Below are 17310 nucleotides of genomic sequence, written 5' to 3'. Positions count from 1 at the left end.
GTTCGGTGGCAGTGCCCTATGCGGTGAAATCTTCCTCATTCCACCACCGGGAGGTCCGACGCTGCCGGTAATCGGCCGCGAGACCCGCGAGGTCCACCGGTCCGAGCGTGACCAGGATGTCGCCACTCTCCAGCCGCGCGTTCAGCAGGTCGAAGATCCGCTCCCGGTCGGGGCGGCCGTTGAGGTCCGGGACGTACACGACGTCGCGGCCCTTGGCGGCCATGTTGGCCACCAGGTCGCGGGCATGCTGCCCGAAGGTCTCAGTGTCGCGACCTGGGAAGATGTCGGTGACGATCACGTGCTCGGTCGTGGTGAAGACGCCCGCGTACTCGGCGAAGTTGTCGCGCACACGGCTGAAGGAGTTCGGGCGCAGGACGACCGTGATCCTGCCGCCCTGCGCCAGCCCGCGGACCGCTTCCATGGTCGCGGTGGCTTCGCCTGTGCTGCACGCCAGGTCGTCCCAGACCGCGATGCCGTCCGCGTTGCCCTGGTACTCCAGGCGTCGCGGGGCTCCGGTGAACCCATTGAGGGCAGGAACCGCCTTTTCGAGCGGCAGGTCCAGCTCGCTCGCCAGCGCGAAGGCGGCGGCGACGTTGAGGATGTTGTGCCTGCCTGGGAGGGCCGGGTCGAGGCGGACACGGCGCCTTCCGGGACCGCCGATGCTGAAGCTTGCCCGGCCCGCCTTCCAGACGACGTCACCGATCCGGTAGTCGGCGTCTGCGGCGAAGCCCACACTCACCCTCCGGACCGCTGCTGGTACCTCCAGAAGCCGGGCGCGCGGGCAGTCCGCTCCGACCACCACCAGGCCGCCGGGCCTGGTGCGGGCGACGAACCGCGCGAACGCCTCCTCAATGGTCCTGATCCCCTCGGTGAAGAAGTCGCCGTGATCGTGGTAGACGTTCAGCACCACGGCCGCGTCGGGCTCCAGGAATCGGAACGCTTCGTGGTATTCGCACGCCTCGGTGACGAAGGGGCCTTCCCCGAGGCGGAAGTTACCGCCGTCGGTGAAGTCGCCGGCCCGGGTGCCGACCGCGATGGTGGGGTCCAGCTCGCACGCCAGAATCATGCGGCCGACCAAGGATGTAGTGGTGGTCTTACCGCTCGTCCCGGCGATGGCGATCCGCTGTTCAGCGGCCTCCGACATCATGCCCAACAGTGCGGCTCGGTCCACGACCGATACGTCCGTCTCGCGTGCGCGAGCCAGCTCGGGGTTGCCGGGGTCGACGGCGGCGGACGTCACGACGACCAACTGGGCGTCTTGAGGGACGTTATCGGCCCGGTGTCCGATCGTCACCGTGATGCCCGCTGTGGCAACAGTCTCAGTGTTCGGCCCGGATACCCGGTCCGAGCCCGTCACGATGTGGCCTCCGTGGTGCAGCATCAAGGCGAGGCCGCTCATGGAGCAACCGCCGATGCCGACGAAGTGGATGGGCCTGGACTGGTCAAGGTGGACGCCCGGCGTGATCACGGTACTGTTCATGGCGAACTCCCGATTCACTGGTGCAGGCCACCACTTGGTGCAGTGGCCTTTCGGCGCTTTCATCACACCGCGTTCGGGCACGCTGAAGAAGGCGCGGAAGTTCTTCCTGCGTGGTCAGTTTCCTGACCTGGCATGGTCTGAAACTGGCACCTTCTCGGAGGCAGAGCGGGCCGCCATCAGGTCACGGAGTGCGTCGAGGTAGACGGCGTAGACGTCGGGCAGCTCGGCGAGGTGGGCTCGCTCGTCGATGCCGTGCAGGCCCTCATATCGGACGCCAAACCCGGCTGTCGCCGGAACGCCGCGTCCGGCAAGGAGGTTGCCGATGTTGGAGGGGCCTGCCGTCTTGGCCCGCACGCGTACCCCCCGGGTGGCGGCAGCGCGTAGCAGGGCGGCGGCGGGTTCGTCTCGGGGAGAGAGCCGGAACGGGGGCCAGCAGGCCACGCGGTGCACCTCGGTCGGCGCGGGCGCGGGAAGATCGGTGTCCAGGCGCCGCACGAGCGCCGTCACGAGCGCGGCGGCGGCCTCGCCGTCGAAGGCGGGAGTGAGGCGGACATCGACGTTCAGGTCCACGCGGTCGGGCACGACGGAGAAGCCCGCCCCGCCCGAGAACGCCGTCACGCTCGCCCGCGCGGGCAACGGGAACCGCTCATCGGGCCCGGGAAGCTGCTCAGCGTCCAGCAGCGTGACGAAATGTGCGGCGCGGGAGATGGCCCCGGTGACCTGCCTGCTGGAGCCGGAGTGCCCTGCCTGCGCGTGGATGGTCACGCGGGCCCGCCACAAGCCGCGCCCGCCCACCACGACCTCATCGAACCCCGGGTAGCCGATCATCACCCCGGCCGGGGTCTGCGCCCTTTCATCGGCCAGGAACGCGCGAGCTCCGCCGAATCGGCCAGTGTGCTCGTCCACGTCCAGGAGCACGCTCAGCCCGCCGGCCAGCTCGGCGGCTCGACCGTGGACTTCTTCCGCAAGGTGGCAGAACAAGGACGCGGCGAGCTTGCTGTCCGCCGCCCCTCTGCCGCGCAGCCACCCGTCTAGGACATCCCCGGCGGTCGGGGAGAACGTCCAGGCCGCCTCGTCGCCGAACGGGGCCGTGTCGAGACAGGCATCCAGCGTCCACCACGGCCCCGGGCGCCCGCCCGCGATCTCAACGAGCAGCCCGACATCTCCGACCTCGGTGTCATGCAGCCGTCGGCACGGCAGTCCTCGCACACGTAGCCACCCCTCCACGCAGGAGAGAACTCGCTCGTAGTCGTCGATCCCACCCCGGCTCGACAGCCGCACCAGGTCCCGCGCCAGCCCTACCACCGAGTCAATCCGCTGCCGCCCCACCCGTCCCACAACATCGCTCATAGTGCCTCTCGTTCCCCCAAGTCCGGGCCGCTTCCCGTGGGGAGACGGCGCACCTCCGCCGCCGATACCAGTGCTCGCGCGGCAGCGCACGCCTCCCGCCCGTGCTGCACCAGACCGGCGGCAGCTTCCGCCCCCAGCATGACCCCGCAGTCGAAACCGTCAAAGCCGTGAAAGGACGGCAGGGGAACAACCGCCGCCGACTCCGAAGCCACAAAATGCCGCTCCAGCACGGACGGCGAGTCAACCACCCCCACATGCAGGGTCCGGATCCCGTGTCGACGCTCGGAGGGATCACGGAGCTGAAACACGCGGTCCAAGTGCTCATGGAGCGCGCGGTGCCTCGGCGGCCCGTACAGCACCCGGTAATGCACCAGGTCTGGAAAGTGCTCCAACGTGTCCTCGATCGCCCGCAGGTAGCCGGGCTCCCGCGACCGTGAGCCGGTCACGACGAGGCGCCGCCGCGCCCCCACGACCACCTCTGTCATAGCCCTCAGCAGGTCCTCGTACCGGGTGAGAACCCGGGTTACCGCGCCGGTCCCTGCCACCTCCAACGCGGTGGTCGCCTCGTGCCGATCTTGATGAGCGAAGAGCTGCACCACCGGAACCTCGAACAACTTGCTCAGGGCCGCACGGTTACGTAAGCCGGTTCGTTTGCGCCCAGATTCCCACGCACTCAGGAGCGTTGGGGACGTCCCTCCGCCCGTGATCGCGTTGAGCCGAGCGCACACTTGCTCCTGCGTCCAGCCCTTCGCCGTACGAGCACGCCGCAACAACGACACATCTACAGCGTTCATCCGTCAACTATTAGGCGGCCAGGTGTAGTTGCACCAGCGCAACTCGATTTCTTCACCCCGGCTGCCGCCACGTTTCCATTCCTCGCTCACAGACGGTCCCGCGTCCGGCGCATCCGTAACTCGCGGAAACTGGCTTGTTGGTTGGCGGGTATCTGCGGGGGGCACCTCCTGGGCGTTCCGGCAGCTCTACGCGCGCCCGACTACGTCGAAGCGCCACCAAAATCCTGGCCTCATGCTCCTAGTACTCCAGTGTGGTTTCGTGATCACGTGCGGGTCGACTGCGCGCTCGGGCCTGCCCGAAATTCGTTGACCCGGGCTGTAGTTGGGGGCGGGCTCTGTGGGCACGCAAGGCCAGGAACCGAACTACTGCAGCACACGTCTCCCGCACCATGACCTCAAGCGAGCACCAAGATCACACGTTTTCCACCAGGCTGGTTTCCCCGTCCTCGGTGAGTGTGGATCCGTCGAAGACCAACGACTACAACAGCTTCGCCGAGGCGTACACGGCCGCGAACGAGACCAACCTGGTCAATGCCTACTACGAGCGTCCCGCGATGCTAGCCCTCGCTGGAGACGTGTCCGGCCGGCGGATCCTCGACGCTGGCTGTGGCTCGGGGGCCTTGTTTGCCGCGCTGCGTGACCATGGCGCCATGGTGAGTGGCTTCGACTCGAGTGCCGGGATGCTGGGGCTGGCTCGGGAGCGGCTCGGCGACGGTGCGGATCTGCAGGTGGCGGAGCTGGGTAGCCCGCTTCCCTACCCTGATGACACGTTCGACGATGTAGTGGCGTCGCTGGTGCTCCACTACCTGGAGGACTGGGGACCGGCGCTGGCCGAGCTGCGACGCGTACTCAGGCCCGGTGGTCGGCTGATCGCGTCTGTCGACCATCCATTTGCCGTCAACCTCATTCACCGCGAAGCCGGTCGCGAGGCCGAGTGCGACTACTTCGACACCACCAAGTGGACCGTAGAGTGGAGCATTGGAGACCAGACCACTCTGGTGAGTCGCTGGAACAGGCCGCTGCACGCGATGATCGAGGCTTTCACCGGGGCCGGATTCCGGATTACGGTCATCAGCGAGCCGGAACCTGATCCCGCCGCCCGCGAGCTGTTCCCCGAGGCCATCGCGGCCGAGCCACGCTTCCTGTGCTTCCTGTTCTTCGTGCTGCAAGCGTATTAGTACTCCGGTGCCAGGTCGGACTCGACCACTAACAGCTCAGGCACTGAACATCGTGGCATCGGCACATCACGCTCGCCATGCTCGCCCTGGCCTTCCTGACCGCCGTCGCCGCCGACGCGGCCCCCGGCCGACCCGCCGACCGGAACTTCCCGACTCGGGACAGCGCCCCGATCTCCCTGACCGTCCCCGAGATCCGCCATCTGCTCACCACGGTCTTCGCCCCGTCGGCCGCGACCGCAGCCAGGCTGCTGCACTGGTCCATCTGGCGCAGACGCCACCAGGCAACAGCTCGGCGCAGCCACTACCGTCGGCGGTCTCTCGACGACCTTCTGGATAGGCCGCGAAACCAGACTGGAGTACTAGGTTCTGTCGTCAAATGTCACGCCCACATCAGGAGTGACGCGAGCGTGACAGCTGCTTCGTAGGACTCGGCAGTCTTGTCGTACCGGGTGGCGATCCCGCGCCACTGCTTCAGACGGTTGAAGCACCGCTCCACGACGTTGCGGTGCTTGTAGACCTCGCGGTCGAAGGCCGGCGGGCGGCCTCCGCGGCTGCCCCGCCGGGCCCGGTTGCGGGCCTGGTCGGCCCGCTCGGGAATCGTGTGGGCGATGCCCTTGCGACGGAGCCAGGCGCGGATCGCCTTCGAGCTGTAGCCCTTGTCGCCTAGGACGTGATCGGGCCGGACCCGGGGACGGCCGGGTCCGATCCGGGGCACGCGGATCGCTTCCATCACGGCGGGGAACCGGGTGCAGTCGTTGGTGTTTCCACCCGTGACCACGAATGCCAGGGGTCGGCCCCGCCCGTCACAGGCCAGGTGGATTTTGCTGGTCAGACCGCCTCTTGACCGGCCGAGGGCCGGGTCGCGGAGCCCCCTTTTCGGGCCCCGGCCGCGTGCTGGTGAGCGCGGACGATCGTCGAGTCGACGGACACCAGCCAGTCGACGTCGCCCGCCGCATCCGCTTTCGCCTGGGCGGCGCGGAGCATCCGGTCGAACGTCCCGTCCGCCGCCCACCTGCGGAAACGCGTATGCAGCGTGGCCCACGGGCCATAGCGCTCGGGCACGTCCCGCCAGGCCGTCCCGGTCCGGAACTTCCACACGATCCCGTTCAGGACCCTGCGATCGTCCAACCGCTTGCGTCCCCGCAACGACTCGGGCAGCAGCGGCCGGACGAACTCCCACTCGGCATCCGACAGTTCATGGCGACGTATCACGACACCATGATCCACCAGCGGTGATCATTTGAAGACACTGCCTAGGCCCGGTCACGCTCTAGCGACGGAGGGACGGACTTCCAGGAGTTCGGCGCGCAGGCACGTTGCCAGCTAGCCAGCTTCCTGCGAATCTGTCATTTTTCGCGCTCACGCGGAGAGGGGGCGCCCGAGACCCGGGGCCCCCTCTCCGTTCCGTCAGGCGGTGTTCCCATCCTTCACCGACGTCATGAAGACGTCGAAGGCGGTGCTCGGCAGCACCAGCACCGCGCCGGCCGACTGCTTCGAGTCGCGCACTCCGACCGAGAGCGCGTGTCGGGCAATCTCGACGCAGTTGCCGCCTGTTTGATCGCTGTAGGTGGACCGGCGCCACTCGCTGTTCGAGGCGAAAGCGGCGGGCGGAGTGACGTGGTCTGTCATGTCCATAGTTCCTGTTCCAGTTGTTTCAAAAACGACGGCGTCTCGGCCGATCCTGGCGCCTCCCGCACCATGGCTTCAAACTGCCTACGGAAGGAGCCTGTGTCCGCCTCTTCCCGATAGATCGTGATCGACCTCCACCCGTCCATCTGGATCATGGGCGGCAGGCCCTCGAAGGTGAGCCTTGTGAAGGGGAAGGGGGCGCGGTAGGCGCTTGAGCGCTCCGGGATGATCTGTACCTCGACGTTCTCCATCCGGCAGAGCGACCTGATTTCGGCGTACTGGGCCCGCATCACGTCGGGGGAGCCGATGAGGGTTCGCAGCGTGCCTTCGGTGAGGATGATGTGGACCTCCCGATCCTCTACGAGGATGCTCTTGCGTTCCAATCGGGAGTAGACGCTCTTCTCTACCGCCTCGGTCGTGCGCTCCTCGACCGTTTTTGCTCGGCCCATGAGGGCGCGGGTGTACTCCTCACACTGAAGAAGACCGTGTATGACGGCGTTCTCGAATCCCTGGATCGTCTTGCTGTCCTTCTCCAGGCTCAGGTAGCGCGGCATCCCGGACGGCAGGACATTCCTGTACGTCGTCACCGGATCGGTCTTCAGGGACTCCAGGTGTAGCTCGCGCAGTGTCTGCCGATCTTCCAGGTCCGTCACGCCCAACTCGTCGAGGAGAGCCTCTAGGTCGGCGATCTTCGGGATCGGGATGTCGCCGGCCTCGATCCTGCTGAGCCGGGACCGACTCATCTTCACGCGAAGGCTGACGGCTTCGGCGGTGAACGCATCGGCTCCTGCAGCGGACTCCGCCTCAGCGCGGCTGCGTTGCTGCAACCGCAGCGTCCGCAGCTCCTTCCCCAGCATCATGCGCATCAGCGTCGGACCTTTGCGTGCGGGCATGTTTTGCCTCTCCCTCGCTCTGTACCCCTGCGTGAGCCTTCTGTCCCCGAACTCAACCGTTCTGTCCGGGAACAGTGTGCAACCGTCGGCCAACTGCTCTCAGCCGTCGGGCTCCTTGGGGGCGCTGTCTGTCCGTCCCGAGCCCCTGTGTCCTCATCCGAATGTGCCAATGTGGGCTCGCTTGTGGATTCGCTTGAATGTTAATTATCGCGCTCGGCAACATAGTTGCGGAAGCGCATAGCGACCTCAATGAGGGCGCGTCAGCGCGCGCTTCGTCCCTTCATGTGCCCCCACGCGTCCATGAGCCGAGGCCGGCATGAGCCAGAGCACCCCTCTCTCCAACACTTCGGCACGACTCCAGTCGTGCGTACTGAACGACACCGAGCGACGTCTTCTGAGCGGTCCGACGTCCCGGTGGTGGGACGCCCACCGTCTCCGGACGGAGACGTTCGCGGCCATACGGTCACGCCGTGGCGGCCGTCCGATGACGCTAGCGGTGTACGCGATCGGAGCGCGACAGCGTCTTGGATGCGGAGAGACGGAGTTGCGTCCGAAAGACACGATCGCGGCGCTGGAGAAGCACGCAGCCGCCCACGGCTTTCACACGTGCGGCGCGTGGTGGGACCCCTCGGGTCTCGCCCCAGAAGACCGTGCGGGCCTCCATACCGTCTACAACCTCGTCCGCGAGGGCAGGGCACACGGGCTGCTCACCCTTAACGAGCGAGACCTGTCGTGCGAGGCGAACGACTACTGGAGCGTCGTCGAGGCAGCGACTCGGCGCGCGTGGGTGGTGCTGCACGCGAGCCCGCTCCGGTGCCCGGCCACGGTCCACACGGCTTCGTAGTGATGACCTCACCGCACAACTGTCTGTCGTCTGCGTGTGTTCTTGGCGCTCCATCCAGTTCCAGGACCGAGGTCCTCGTTCGGCAGCGCCTCAGCCAACCAGAGCGGGTGGCCCGCGGCCATCCCCACTACGAGGAGTCTGTCGATGTTCACGAGCACGAAAAACCGCACGCGGGCGCGGGCGCGAAGCTCTCACCGACCGAAGTGGCAGAGCTGGATCGAGAGCGGGTGGACAGGCGCGTTCGTCGCCCTGGTGCTCTTCAGCCTGCCGCTCTTGTTTCTGCACCTGGCCTTGGCGTCCCGGCCTGGTGTCTGAAAGCCCCGCTGTCGCCCCGGGAGCGCGTGTTTGACCACGCGACGACTCTCCCGTCCCCGGGGCGACGGCGGGTTCCACCGCGCTCGGACACGACCCCCGCCCCTCGCCGAAGAGGTCTTCGCCGTCTACGAGCGATGGTGGTCGATCGGCAAGCCCGGTCTGCACAACTTCGAGATCACCGTCACTGCCAAGGGGATGCGGGTCTAGCTCGACACGCCCGCGAAGAGCTGGTCGCTCTGGCCTCCCACCGCTTCCCGTCATCGCCGCGTGCGATCGAAGCGGGCTCGCCCGAACGCCCGCACTCACCATCAAGGAGCACCAAGTGAAGAACCACCAATTCGCCACCCTCGTCGGCCTCGTCGGGGCCGCGCTGACTGCCGGCTACGTCGTGACCGAGCGCCGCCACGAGGAGTATCGCCAGCAGGGGAAGAAGCACCACGAGGAGTGGAAGACCATCGCGTCGACCGCGTAGCACCGGGATCTGATCGACACCTATTTGGACGACCCCGACGGCGTTCTCGTGATGGCTGGCGATGAGTCCCGTGCCGAACAGACCCGCATCGACATGGTCTGCAACAGCCAAATGAGCTTCCTCACCATGCTCTGGCGCACCGACCAAATCACGGCGGATCACCTGCGCACGGAGGCCAAGTACCTCATGAGTCTCCCCGCGTTCCACACGTACTGGGAACGCAACGGCCGCGACCACTGGGACGACACGGTCCTCCTGCGGCAGTTCAGCAAGGTCATGGAGCGCGAGTACCAGGCCGTGATTCTGGCTGCGCGCGGACCGCAACCGGTCGACGTCCCGGAGATCGCCACGAGCTGACCCTCTGCACCTGGTGCCCGTCGGGCCTCGCCCGCCGGGCACCAGCCCCGACCCGCGCAGCGCGCGCCGCACTTCCCCTCCACCAGCAAGTACCGGCCCCACACGTCTACCCCGCCCGCACACATCCACGGAGCCCGCAATGACCTCCACTTCTCTTCCGATCGACCGTTACGGCCTGATCGGCAACACCCGCACCATCGCTCTCGTCGCGGACACCGGCGAGATCGACTGGCTGTGCGCGCCCGACTTCGACAGCCCGGCCGTCTTCGCCGCGCTCCTGGGCACGCCCGAGCACGGCACTTGGCGCCTCGCCCCGGCCACCGCTCCGGAGCACGGTTCGGGGAGCGGGGAGAGGATGAGCGTGTCGCGCCGCTACGTGCGGGATTCCCTGGTCCTGGAGTCGCAGTGGCACACGGAGAGCGGGATGGTGCGAGTCACCGACTTCATGCCGTTGACGGCGGGGACGACGCAGGTCATACGGATCGTCGAGGGCCTGTTCGGTGAGGTCGCGATGGTCTCCGAGCTGCGGGCGCGGCCCGGATACGGGCGGGTGGCGCCGTGGGTGCACGAGGACGGTGGCCGCGTCGTCGCGGAGGGCGGCGGGGTGGCGGTGTGGCTGGACGGCCCGTGCCGTCAGAGCGAGAAGGATGGCGACGTCGTCGGGCGGTTCGTGGTGTCGGCCGGGCAGATCGTGGCCTTCGCGCTGAGCGTGGCCCCCGCCCATGAGGCGCCACCGCGCGTGCCCGACCCGGATGCCGCGCTCGTCGAAGCGGCCTCGTTCTGGCAGGAGTTCGCCTCCCGCTGCACGTACCGGGGCCCACACCGCGACGCGGTGGTGCGCTCGGCTCTGACCTTGAAGGCGCTGACGTACGCGCAGAGCGGGGCGGTCGTCGCCGCGCCGACGACGTCTTTGCCCGAGGAGATCGGCGGCGCGCGGAACTGGGACTACCGGTACTCGTGGGTGCGCGACAGCGCGGGCACGCTCGCCGCCCTGCTCGGGACCGGCTACCAGGAGGAGGCGGTGGCCTGGCGGCGGTGGCTGCTGCGCGCCGTGGGTTCGGGCCCGCTCCAGATCATGTACGGACTGCGCGGTGAACACGACCTGCCGGAGCGGGACTTGTACTGGCTTCCCGGCTACGCGGGTTCCGCTCCTGTGCGGGTGGGCAACGGGGCCGCACAGCAGCGACAGCTCGACGTGTACGGCGAGCTGGTCGAGACGCTCTTCCTCGCGCACGAGGCGGGCGTGGCCCGGTGCGAGGACACCGCCGCGCTGCACCGGCGGCTGATCACGCAGGTGCAGGCGTTGTGGCGGGAGCCGGATGCGGGGATCTGGGAGGGGCGGGGGCCGCTGCGGCACTACGTCCACTCGAAGGTGATGTTGTGGGTGGCCGTGGACCGCACGGCCCGTCTCGCGGAGGCCGGCGCCCTCGACGTCGACCCGGCCCCGCTGCGCGAGCTGGCCGCGCGCATCCACGAGGAGGTGTGCGAGAAGGGCTTCGACCCGGTCCGCCGCACCTTCACGCAGTCCTACGGCTCCCCCGACCTCGACGCCGCGCTGCTGCTGATCCCGGCCGTGGGGTTCCTGCCCGGGGACGATCCGCGGGTGCTCGGGACCATCGACGCCGTACGCGAGCAGCTCGCCACCCCGGACGGGTTCGTGTTCCGCTACCCGACGAAGGGCGGCGTGGTCGGTGAGGACGGGCTCGCGGGGGACGAAGGCGCTTTCCTGCTCTGTTCGTTCTGGCTCGTGGACGCCCTCGCCCTCAGCGGCCGTATCGAGGAGGCGCGCCCCTTGTTCGCGCGCCTGCTGGCGGTGCGCAACGACCTGGGGCTGGCCTCGGAGGAATACGACCCGGGCGCAGGATGTCTGCTGGGCAACTTCCCCCAGACCTACACCCACGAGGCGATCATCCGCAGCGCTCTCCTCCTCCAGCGGGTCACCGCCCGAGGCGCCCAGGACGTGGAGATCGCGGCCGTCGAGGAGATCACTCCGGCGCTCGTCCGGACGGGGGCCGGACGGTGATCATGCTCCCTGTGGTGGCCGCCTTCGCCTTGGCCGCGCTCGCTGCCGCTTACCACCTCCTCACCCGCAGACGGCACAAGCAGGCCCTCCAGCAGGTCCGCGCCGACGAGGAGAGGAAGGCCGCACAACTGCGTGCCGCCGAATCGGCGTTGGGTGACGTGGCGCGGGCCCTCGTGTCTGGTGGGCAATGGGAGGCGGAGTTCCCGCCGCAGCTTCGGGACACCTCCCTGGCGACCGCGTTGTACCGGGTGCTGTCCGGGGTGTCCACCGCCGTCTCGCTCGGCGTCGAGGCCGCACGCCGGGACGCGCGCGTGCGGGTGGAGCAGATCCGGACGGTCGCGGAGCGCGAACAGCAGGAGTACGTCCGTTCCTTGCGCGCCTGTCTCGCGGACCTCACTCACCGCGCGGGCCCCGCCCGGCCACCGGACACTCCACGCACACACGAGGACCACGACGCGGTAGCAGGCGGGCTGCCCACGCAGGACGCGGTGGCGGTACGGCTCGCCACCATCAACTACGCGATCCTGGCGGGCAGTCGGTTCGCGCCCGCCGGGCCGACGAGCCTGGCCGACCTGGTGCGGGCCTCGTGCGGGCGGGCTGGTGTCACCGAGCGGGCGCGTCTCGTCCAGATTCCCGAGGTCATGGTCCACGGGGACGCGGTCGAGGGCCTCACCCACCTTCTGGCCGCGCTGCTCGACAACGCCGGCCGGGCCTCCACCAGCGTCCAGGTGGCCTGCGACGCGCGTCCCGACAGCTCGGCCTACCTGCTCGTCGACGACGCCGGACCCGGCATGACCGCAGACCAACTCGCCACGGCACGAGGTCTGCTGAACGAGACGGGACCGGAGATGCTGCTGCGGCTCGGCGCGCGTCCGCAGCTCGGCCTGCGCACCGTCGGAGCGCTCACCCGTTACTTCGGCATCGGCACCGACCTGATCAGCCCCGCCCCCTGGGGCGGCACCCGGGTCATCCTGACCCTGCCCAGCACGCTGCTCGCCCACCCCGCCCCCGCCCGGCCCCACGAGGGCGGGGAGGCGGTGGGCGGTTCGGGCCGGCGCGGTACGGCCGAGGACTGGATCGCGGGCACCCGCCGCGCCCGCACGCAGGAGGCGCACCGGTGAACACGGCAACATGGCTTCCCCCGGCGCAGGCGCGGGTGGCGCGTCTCGTGGCGGCCGGGCTGGGCAACAGCGAGATCGCCTTCCGTACCGGCCTGCCCGCCCTCCGCGTGAACACCTTGGTGCAGCGACTACGGGAAGGGCTTCGCCTGCCGGACAGCGCCTCGCGGGCCATGCTCGTCCACCACCTCATCGCCCAGCGCTACATCCCCGTCCCCGCCCGCGACACGCGACCGGCCCTGATCCCCACGGAGGCGCGCCTCGTGCGCGCGTGGGGCGAACATGCCACCCGCCTTGCCGTCGCCGAGGCACTCGCCATGCCCCCCGTCGAGGTCGATTTGTGGACCCAGACCCTGCTGCGCAAAATCCACGCGCGCAGCACGGCCCACCTCGTCGCGCTCGGGCATGCCCTCGGCGCCTTCGCCAGCACCCCCCTCGACGCAAACGCGCCCCTCCCCCTTCGGCCCGGCCTCCTGCCGCCCGCCCGCGCCACCGCCCTCGGCCTCGCGGCCCGCGGCATGGGCAAAGAAGAGATCGCCTCGCGCCTCCACGTGAGCCCCGACACGGTCACCAGCCACCTCAAAGCCGCCCGAGCCGCCCTGGGGTGCCCGCCCCGCACCGCCCTCCACGTCCTGGTGCACACCCTCTTCGCCACCGGCGCGGCCACCCCGCCCTCCCTCGCCGTCCCGTCCCCGCCCGTGACCGCCGCTCAACTCCACCTGTGGAAGGCGATCACCACGAACTCGCTGCTCTCGGACATCGCCAACGCCGTCGGCACCACACCGCAGGCTGTCCGGCCCGCCGTCCGCCACCTCACCGCGCACGCGGGCACCGACAGCGCCCTCGGCCTCGTCGTACGCGGCCACGCCTGGAACTGGAACGAGGGGTAACCACATGAACACCGGCCTCTTCCGGCTGAGGCCGCCGAGCCCCCTCAGCCACCTCGTGCTCCAACTCGACCGCTCCTACTCCTGGTGCACCTACCAGATCGCGGGCACCACCGACGGCGGCAGGCCCATCGAGGTCCTGACCATGCGCGGCGGAAGCGACCGCAACGTGGTCGTCCTCGCCGGAGCCCACCCCGACGAGGACACCGCCCACTCGCTGTTCGAACTTACGCTCCGCCTCGCCGCGCACCCCACTCTCCGCTCCGGCGTCACCTGGCACCTTGTACTCGACGCCGACCCCGACGGCTCCGCCCTCAACCACCCCCATGCCGGTCGCTCGCTGAGCATCGCAAACCACTTCGACCACCGCGCCTTCTACCGGCCCCCCACCGAGCGCCAGCCGTTGTGGGGCTTCGCACTCCAGGACCCGCCGCGCTTCGCCGAGTCGAAGACCACCCTCGTCCTGCGCGCCCTCCTCGACGAAACCAGCCCCGACCTGCTGGGCGACTTCCACCGCTGCCTCTCCGGCGGCGCCTACACCCTCACCACCCGTTCCCACCCACCGACCAACGCCTTGACACCGGACATCGCCGCACAGGCCGGTGTCCCCCTCGCGCTGAGCGGCGATGAAGGCGGCGATCCCCTCACCGACCGGCTGGCCCACGGTGTCTGGCTCGCCGCCCACGACACGGGGTTTGGCCCCGAGTGCCGCACGAGCGCCTGGCACTACGCGGCCCACCACCACGACACCCTCGGCCTCGTCGTCGAAGCCCCCAACTGGATCATTGAGCCCACCCGCGAGAACGGCTCCATGAGCGCTCGCCGCCTCCACGATGCTCACGCACGGCTGACCACGTGCGCCGAGAACCTGCCCGACCTCGCCCTGACCGTGCACGGTGAGGCCGCCCGCTCACGCCTCGGTCTTCTCGCCCCCCTGGCCGAACAGGAGGCCACCCGCCAGCGGTCCATCGGCCCCGTCACCGACTGGGCACTCCTGCGCGTGAGCACAGCCCTCGCCGCCCATGCGATCGCGACCGCCGGGACGGACACCGCCGTCGAGGCCGCCGTCGACCTCCATCACACCCTGCTGGCCTCCACGACCGAGCGCCTGCGCTACCGCGCCGTCTCACCCACCACCACGGCCGCCTTCCACACCGGCGCCCTCATCGCCGCCGTGCACGGCGCACCCGGTCTCCAAGCCCTCTGGAGGCGCCAGTGAACCCTTCTTCCGGACCGCGCCGTTGGGTCTCCCTGGGCGGGATCATCGGCGCGCCGCCACCCCTGCGCTACCCGCGAGACGGCTCCTTCCACACCGCCCCACAGACCCAGCCCGAGACCAGGACTCCGGAGCAAGAGGCTGCCGACCGCACGGCACGGGCCGCCGGATACATCCCGCTGGAGACCGTGCCCAAGGACAAGTACGCCGGGTGGCGCTGCAAGTGCGCGACGTGCGGGGCACTTCGCCGTCCCTCCCTCGCCGCGATCGAGCGCGGCACCCGCTGTCGCCACTCGAACGGCGGACGCCCACCGGCACCCTGACAAGGCAGTCGGTCGGAGGCCCGGAGCATGAGCCTGATCCCTACCCCTGGAAGGAGTACGCAATGCCGTGCCCGATCCCGGAAGGCGGGGCCTGCCCAGGCTGTGAGCAGTGCGATCCCGCGCTGTTCCTGCCCGCGCAAATCCCGTACTTCGGCGAGGGCGAGCCGGGCGGAGACCTGGACCCCACCGAACAGCCCGAAGGCCACCCGCACTAGCGCTGGGCTCGAACTCCTCATGCCCCTGAAAAACGGCGGCTCCTGCGGGTCACCGGGCTCCGGCGCTCCGCGACCGCGGGCGCGGAGCGTCCACAGCAACGTCTCGAACTGACAACTCCAAACGAGATCATCCGAGGAAAGTGGAAAACATCGTGCCGCAACGGACAGCGAAGCAGAGGACGCTGCCCCGCTTCCCGAAGGGCAAGCGGCTGACAGAAGAGGAAGCCGCCGACCTCACCCGAGCAGCGCTCGCCGTCTACCCGACCATGACCATCCGCGACATAGCCACGGAGACAGGCCGCTCCTACGGATCCATCCAGGGCCTCCTGAAAGCCAGTGGTGTCACCATGGCTCATGGCGGCAATCGACAGGACGCTGCCGGCGCCGGGCCAACCTCCGCGCCCGCAGCTCAGTTGACGCCGAGCAACTCGATCAGCTCCGCCGTGACGACCCGGTAGGAACGCCCCAGCCGCAGCACCCTGACCGGGTATGCCCCCTTCTTCGCGAGGGCATACCCGGTGGAGCGCCCGATCGCAAGGACAGCGTTCGCCTCCTCGATGCTGATCACGGCGGGCAGAGCCAGCAGATCCTTAGCGCCAACACCCTTATCCATCACGGCTCCTTTGGTGCCCTCGTCGCACCCGAGCGCGACTTCGACGGTAACGAGCAGGGCGTACATGTAGCACAGAACTTGCGGCCGCACTTTCCCAGATCATAAAGTGCCGACATGGCACCTACCTTGTGGGCCTCGCAACTGACCGCGCGCATCGCATCCGCCTTGCGCTCCGCACGCACGACGGCAGGCATGACGATGGCCGACGTCGCAGCCGCTTGCGCGGAACGGGGACACGAGGAGATGACCGCACAGACGATCAAGAACCTGGAGACCGGACGGAAGACGTCCCTCTCCGTCGCCGACCTCCTCGTCCTGGCCGATGTCGTGGGCGTACCCCCTGTGCTGCTCCTCTTCCAGCTCGACGGCACCGAGGAGGAGGTCGAAGTTCTTCCTCATCGCACCGCCTCCCCGTGGGACGGTCTCGCCTGGTTCACCGGCGAGGGGCGACACTCCGCCGCCCCCTCCGGTGAGCACCAGGAGGTTCTCGACCTGTACCGGGCGCACGACGACGTGCTCGCGGCGGTGGAAGCCTCCATCGCCATGGCCACTGCCCGCCGCCGCGCCGCCGAGACCGCCCTCGACCCCACGCTCGTACCGGGCTTGCAGGAACGCGCCCGGTCCTACGAGGCGCTCTCGCTTGAGGACCGCAAAGATCTGCGCGCGCATCGCGACCGCATGCGCGCTCGCGGCCTGACCCCCCCGCCACTGCCTGCGGACCTCCAGCACGTCGACGAGGCCACGCTCGCGAAGGACCAGGAGGCCACTGCGTGAAGCTCAAGCGAGGAACCGTCTCCCGTGCTCTCGCCTCGACGCCGAACACCACCAGCATCGCGAGCCGGCATCAGCGGTCACGCCGCGCAGGAGGCCATGACGGCATCCGGCCGGGTGAGGACCGCGTCGAGCTTGGCGAGAGCCCGCACCCTGCCCTCGCGACATCGTCCCTGCCCGGCCCTCGGCGTTACGGCAGGTTGCGGGCCATGACGATGCGCTGGACCTGGTTGGTGCCCTCGTAGATCTGGGTGATCTTCGCGTCGCGCATCATGCGCTCGACCGGGTAGTCGCGCGTGTAGCCGTAGCCGCCCAGGAGCTGGACGGCGTCGGACGTGACCTCCATCGCGACGTCCGAGGCGAAGCACTTGGCGGCGGCGCCCTGGTAGGTGAGGTCGGCGTCGCCGCGCTCGGAGGCGGCGGCCTGGTACGTGAGGGCGCGCGCGGCGGAGATCTTCATGGCCATGTCGGCGAGCATGAACTGAATGCCCTGGAAGTCGGCGATGGCCTTACCGAACTGCTTGCGCTCCTGGACGTAGCCCTTGGCGTAGTCGAGGGCGCCCTGCGCGATGCCCAGGGCCTGCGCGGCGATGATGATACGTGTGGTCGAGCGTCTTCATCACCGCTCCACCCTTTGTGATGCGTCACGGGGGCTCATCGGGTTGCAGCAGACAGACCGTAAAACTTCTTATCAATACGGGGATTTTTAGACGCGCCTGCCACGCACCCATGGAAGTAATTGCAGCGGGTGGGGACTGCACGGGCCACGAAATATCACTCCACGATCACCTCCCTCACAACTTCCCGGCGAGCACACCGGGAAGCAGGAGAA

General features: G+C 68.9%; 18 protein-coding genes and 3 pseudogenes. 13 read left to right on the top strand and 8 right to left on the bottom strand.

Annotated elements, in window-relative coordinates; translation table 11 throughout:
* Positions 1-16 precede the first annotated feature (16 nt).
* The 3 genes from STTU_RS24770 to STTU_RS24760 form a co-directional block, all read right to left on the bottom strand.
* Positions 17-1480 (bottom strand): UDP-N-acetylmuramate--L-alanine ligase, encoded by a 1464-nt coding sequence (locus tag STTU_RS24770; protein ID WP_052862418.1) that lies wholly within the window; start codon positions 1478-1480, stop codon positions 17-19.
* Between the two features lie 114 nt (positions 1481-1594).
* The gene (locus STTU_RS24765) at positions 1595-2830 is read right to left on the bottom strand and encodes a M20 family metallopeptidase (RefSeq protein ID WP_043256244.1); all 1236 of its coding nucleotides are present in this window, start codon (positions 2828-2830) and stop codon (positions 1595-1597) included.
* Positions 2827-3624, bottom strand: a complete 798-nt coding sequence (locus STTU_RS24760; protein WP_007827909.1) for a helix-turn-helix domain-containing protein — start codon at positions 3622-3624, stop codon at positions 2827-2829. Before STTU_RS24760 ends, STTU_RS24765 begins: the two co-directional genes overlap by 4 nt.
* Before the next feature lie 389 nt (positions 3625-4013).
* Between STTU_RS24760 and STTU_RS24755 the strand changes: the two genes are divergently transcribed.
* Positions 4014-4802: a class I SAM-dependent methyltransferase gene (locus STTU_RS24755; RefSeq protein ID WP_043256242.1), complete on the top strand. Its 789-nt coding sequence runs from the start codon at positions 4014-4016 to the stop codon at positions 4800-4802.
* 11 nt (positions 4803-4813) lie between these two features.
* Positions 4814-5116 (top strand): annotated as a pseudogene (locus STTU_RS36240) (IS701 family transposase); the annotation flags it as partial.
* Positions 5117-5181: 65 nt separating this feature from the next.
* Here the strand turns inward: STTU_RS36240 and STTU_RS33465 are convergent.
* The 3 genes and pseudogenes from STTU_RS33465 to STTU_RS24730 all read right to left on the bottom strand — a co-directional run bounded on the left by STTU_RS33465 (position 5182) and on the right by STTU_RS24730 (position 7324).
* A pseudogene (locus STTU_RS33465) lies at positions 5182-6014 on the bottom strand (IS5 family transposase).
* A 195-nt stretch (positions 6015-6209) separates the two neighbouring features.
* On the bottom strand, positions 6210-6431 hold the full coding sequence (locus tag STTU_RS24735; protein WP_043257730.1) for a DUF397 domain-containing protein: 222 nt from the start codon (positions 6429-6431) through the stop codon (positions 6210-6212).
* On the bottom strand, positions 6428-7324 hold the full coding sequence (locus STTU_RS24730; RefSeq protein WP_007827901.1) for a helix-turn-helix domain-containing protein: 897 nt from the start codon (positions 7322-7324) through the stop codon (positions 6428-6430). The genes STTU_RS24735 and STTU_RS24730 overlap by 4 nt, the downstream gene beginning before the upstream one ends.
* A gap of 1189 nt (positions 7325-8513) precedes the next feature.
* Here STTU_RS24730 and STTU_RS34745 point away from each other — a divergent pair.
* The 10 genes from STTU_RS34745 (at position 8514) to STTU_RS36235 (ending at position 15552) form a co-directional block, all read left to right on the top strand.
* Positions 8514-8690 (top strand): hypothetical protein, encoded by a 177-nt coding sequence (locus tag STTU_RS34745; RefSeq protein WP_007827896.1) that lies wholly within the window; start codon positions 8514-8516, stop codon positions 8688-8690.
* Positions 8691-8805: 115 nt separating this feature from the next.
* Positions 8806-8955: a hypothetical protein gene (locus tag STTU_RS34740; protein WP_158678808.1), complete on the top strand. Its 150-nt coding sequence runs from the start codon at positions 8806-8808 to the stop codon at positions 8953-8955.
* A 9-nt stretch (positions 8956-8964) separates the two neighbouring features.
* Complete coding sequence (locus STTU_RS24720; RefSeq protein ID WP_324607909.1) at positions 8965-9312, top strand: DUF6082 family protein; 348 nt, start codon at positions 8965-8967, stop codon at positions 9310-9312.
* 139 nt (positions 9313-9451) lie between these two features.
* On the top strand, positions 9452-11335 hold the full coding sequence (locus STTU_RS24715) for a glycoside hydrolase family 15 protein (protein ID WP_007827893.1): 1884 nt from the start codon (positions 9452-9454) through the stop codon (positions 11333-11335).
* A gap of 2 nt (positions 11336-11337) precedes the next feature.
* Complete coding sequence (locus tag STTU_RS24710) at positions 11338-12456, top strand: ATP-binding protein (protein WP_007827891.1); 1119 nt, start codon at positions 11338-11340, stop codon at positions 12454-12456.
* Positions 12453-13343, top strand: coding sequence for a helix-turn-helix transcriptional regulator (locus STTU_RS35955; RefSeq protein ID WP_267881235.1), 891 nt, complete (start codon positions 12453-12455; stop codon positions 13341-13343). The genes STTU_RS24710 and STTU_RS35955 overlap by 4 nt, the downstream gene beginning before the upstream one ends.
* Positions 13344-13347: 4 nt before the next feature.
* Entirely contained in the window at positions 13348-14559 is a 1212-nt protein-coding gene (locus STTU_RS24700; RefSeq protein ID WP_007827887.1) for a hypothetical protein, read from the top strand.
* On the top strand, positions 14556-14879 hold the full coding sequence (locus STTU_RS34735; protein WP_158678806.1) for a hypothetical protein: 324 nt from the start codon (positions 14556-14558) through the stop codon (positions 14877-14879). The genes STTU_RS24700 and STTU_RS34735 overlap by 4 nt, the downstream gene beginning before the upstream one ends.
* A gap of 62 nt (positions 14880-14941) precedes the next feature.
* A complete protein-coding gene (locus STTU_RS34730) occupies positions 14942-15094 on the top strand; it encodes a hypothetical protein (RefSeq protein ID WP_007827885.1) in 153 nt (50 codons plus the stop codon).
* A gap of 140 nt (positions 15095-15234) precedes the next feature.
* Positions 15235-15552 (top strand): helix-turn-helix domain-containing protein, encoded by a 318-nt coding sequence (locus STTU_RS36235; RefSeq protein ID WP_008746498.1) that lies wholly within the window; start codon positions 15235-15237, stop codon positions 15550-15552.
* On the opposite strand, the gene STTU_RS24695 is transcribed toward STTU_RS36235, so the two are convergent.
* A complete protein-coding gene (locus STTU_RS24695) occupies positions 15504-15707 on the bottom strand; it encodes a hypothetical protein (protein WP_037871387.1) in 204 nt (67 codons plus the stop codon). The two genes, STTU_RS36235 and STTU_RS24695, sit on opposite strands and share 49 nt — an antisense overlap.
* Positions 15708-15821: 114 nt before the next feature.
* Here STTU_RS24695 and STTU_RS24690 point away from each other — a divergent pair, with 114 nt between their 5' ends.
* Positions 15822-16481 carry a helix-turn-helix domain-containing protein gene (locus tag STTU_RS24690; protein WP_043256232.1) on the top strand — a complete coding sequence of 220 codons (660 nt, stop codon included), beginning with the start codon at positions 15822-15824 and terminating at the stop codon, positions 16479-16481.
* Positions 16482-16668: 187 nt separating this feature from the next.
* Here STTU_RS24690 and STTU_RS24685 read toward each other — a convergent pair.
* Positions 16669-17098 (bottom strand): annotated as a pseudogene (locus tag STTU_RS24685) (acyl-CoA dehydrogenase family protein); the annotation flags it as partial.
* Between the last annotated feature and the right edge of the window lie 212 nt (positions 17099-17310).

Source organism: Streptomyces sp. Tu6071 (assembly GCF_000213055.1).
GTDB lineage: Bacteria > Actinomycetota > Actinomycetes > Streptomycetales > Streptomycetaceae > Streptomyces > Streptomyces evansiae.
This window is presented reverse-complemented; position numbering and strand designations above follow the sequence as displayed.

Bases quoted from the DNA above. Each gene is read 5' to 3' on its own strand.
- STTU_RS24770 (WP_052862418.1), bottom strand. From the start codon at position 1,480: ATGAACAGTACCGTGATCACGCCGGGCGTCCACCTTGACCAGTCCAGG.
- STTU_RS24765 (WP_043256244.1), bottom strand. From the start codon at position 2,830: ATGAGCGATGTTGTGGGACGGGTGGGGCGGCAGCGGATTGACTCGGTG.
- STTU_RS24760 (WP_007827909.1), bottom strand. From the start codon at position 3,624: ATGAACGCTGTAGATGTGTCGTTGTTGCGGCGTGCTCGTACGGCGAAG.
- STTU_RS24755 (WP_043256242.1), top strand. From the start codon at position 4,014: ATGACCTCAAGCGAGCACCAAGATCACACGTTTTCCACCAGGCTGGTT.
- STTU_RS24735 (WP_043257730.1), bottom strand. From the start codon at position 6,431: ATGACAGACCACGTCACTCCGCCCGCCGCTTTCGCCTCGAACAGCGAG.
- STTU_RS24730 (WP_007827901.1), bottom strand. From the start codon at position 7,324: ATGCCCGCACGCAAAGGTCCGACGCTGATGCGCATGATGCTGGGGAAG.
- STTU_RS24715 (WP_007827893.1), top strand. From the start codon at position 9,452: ATGACCTCCACTTCTCTTCCGATCGACCGTTACGGCCTGATCGGCAAC.
- STTU_RS24710 (WP_007827891.1), top strand. From the start codon at position 11,338: ATGCTCCCTGTGGTGGCCGCCTTCGCCTTGGCCGCGCTCGCTGCCGCT.
- STTU_RS24700 (WP_007827887.1), top strand. From the start codon at position 13,348: ATGAACACCGGCCTCTTCCGGCTGAGGCCGCCGAGCCCCCTCAGCCAC.
- STTU_RS34730 (WP_007827885.1), top strand. From the start codon at position 14,942: ATGCCGTGCCCGATCCCGGAAGGCGGGGCCTGCCCAGGCTGTGAGCAG.
- STTU_RS24695 (WP_037871387.1), bottom strand. From the start codon at position 15,707: ATGGATAAGGGTGTTGGCGCTAAGGATCTGCTGGCTCTGCCCGCCGTG.
- STTU_RS24690 (WP_043256232.1), top strand. From the start codon at position 15,822: ATGGCACCTACCTTGTGGGCCTCGCAACTGACCGCGCGCATCGCATCC.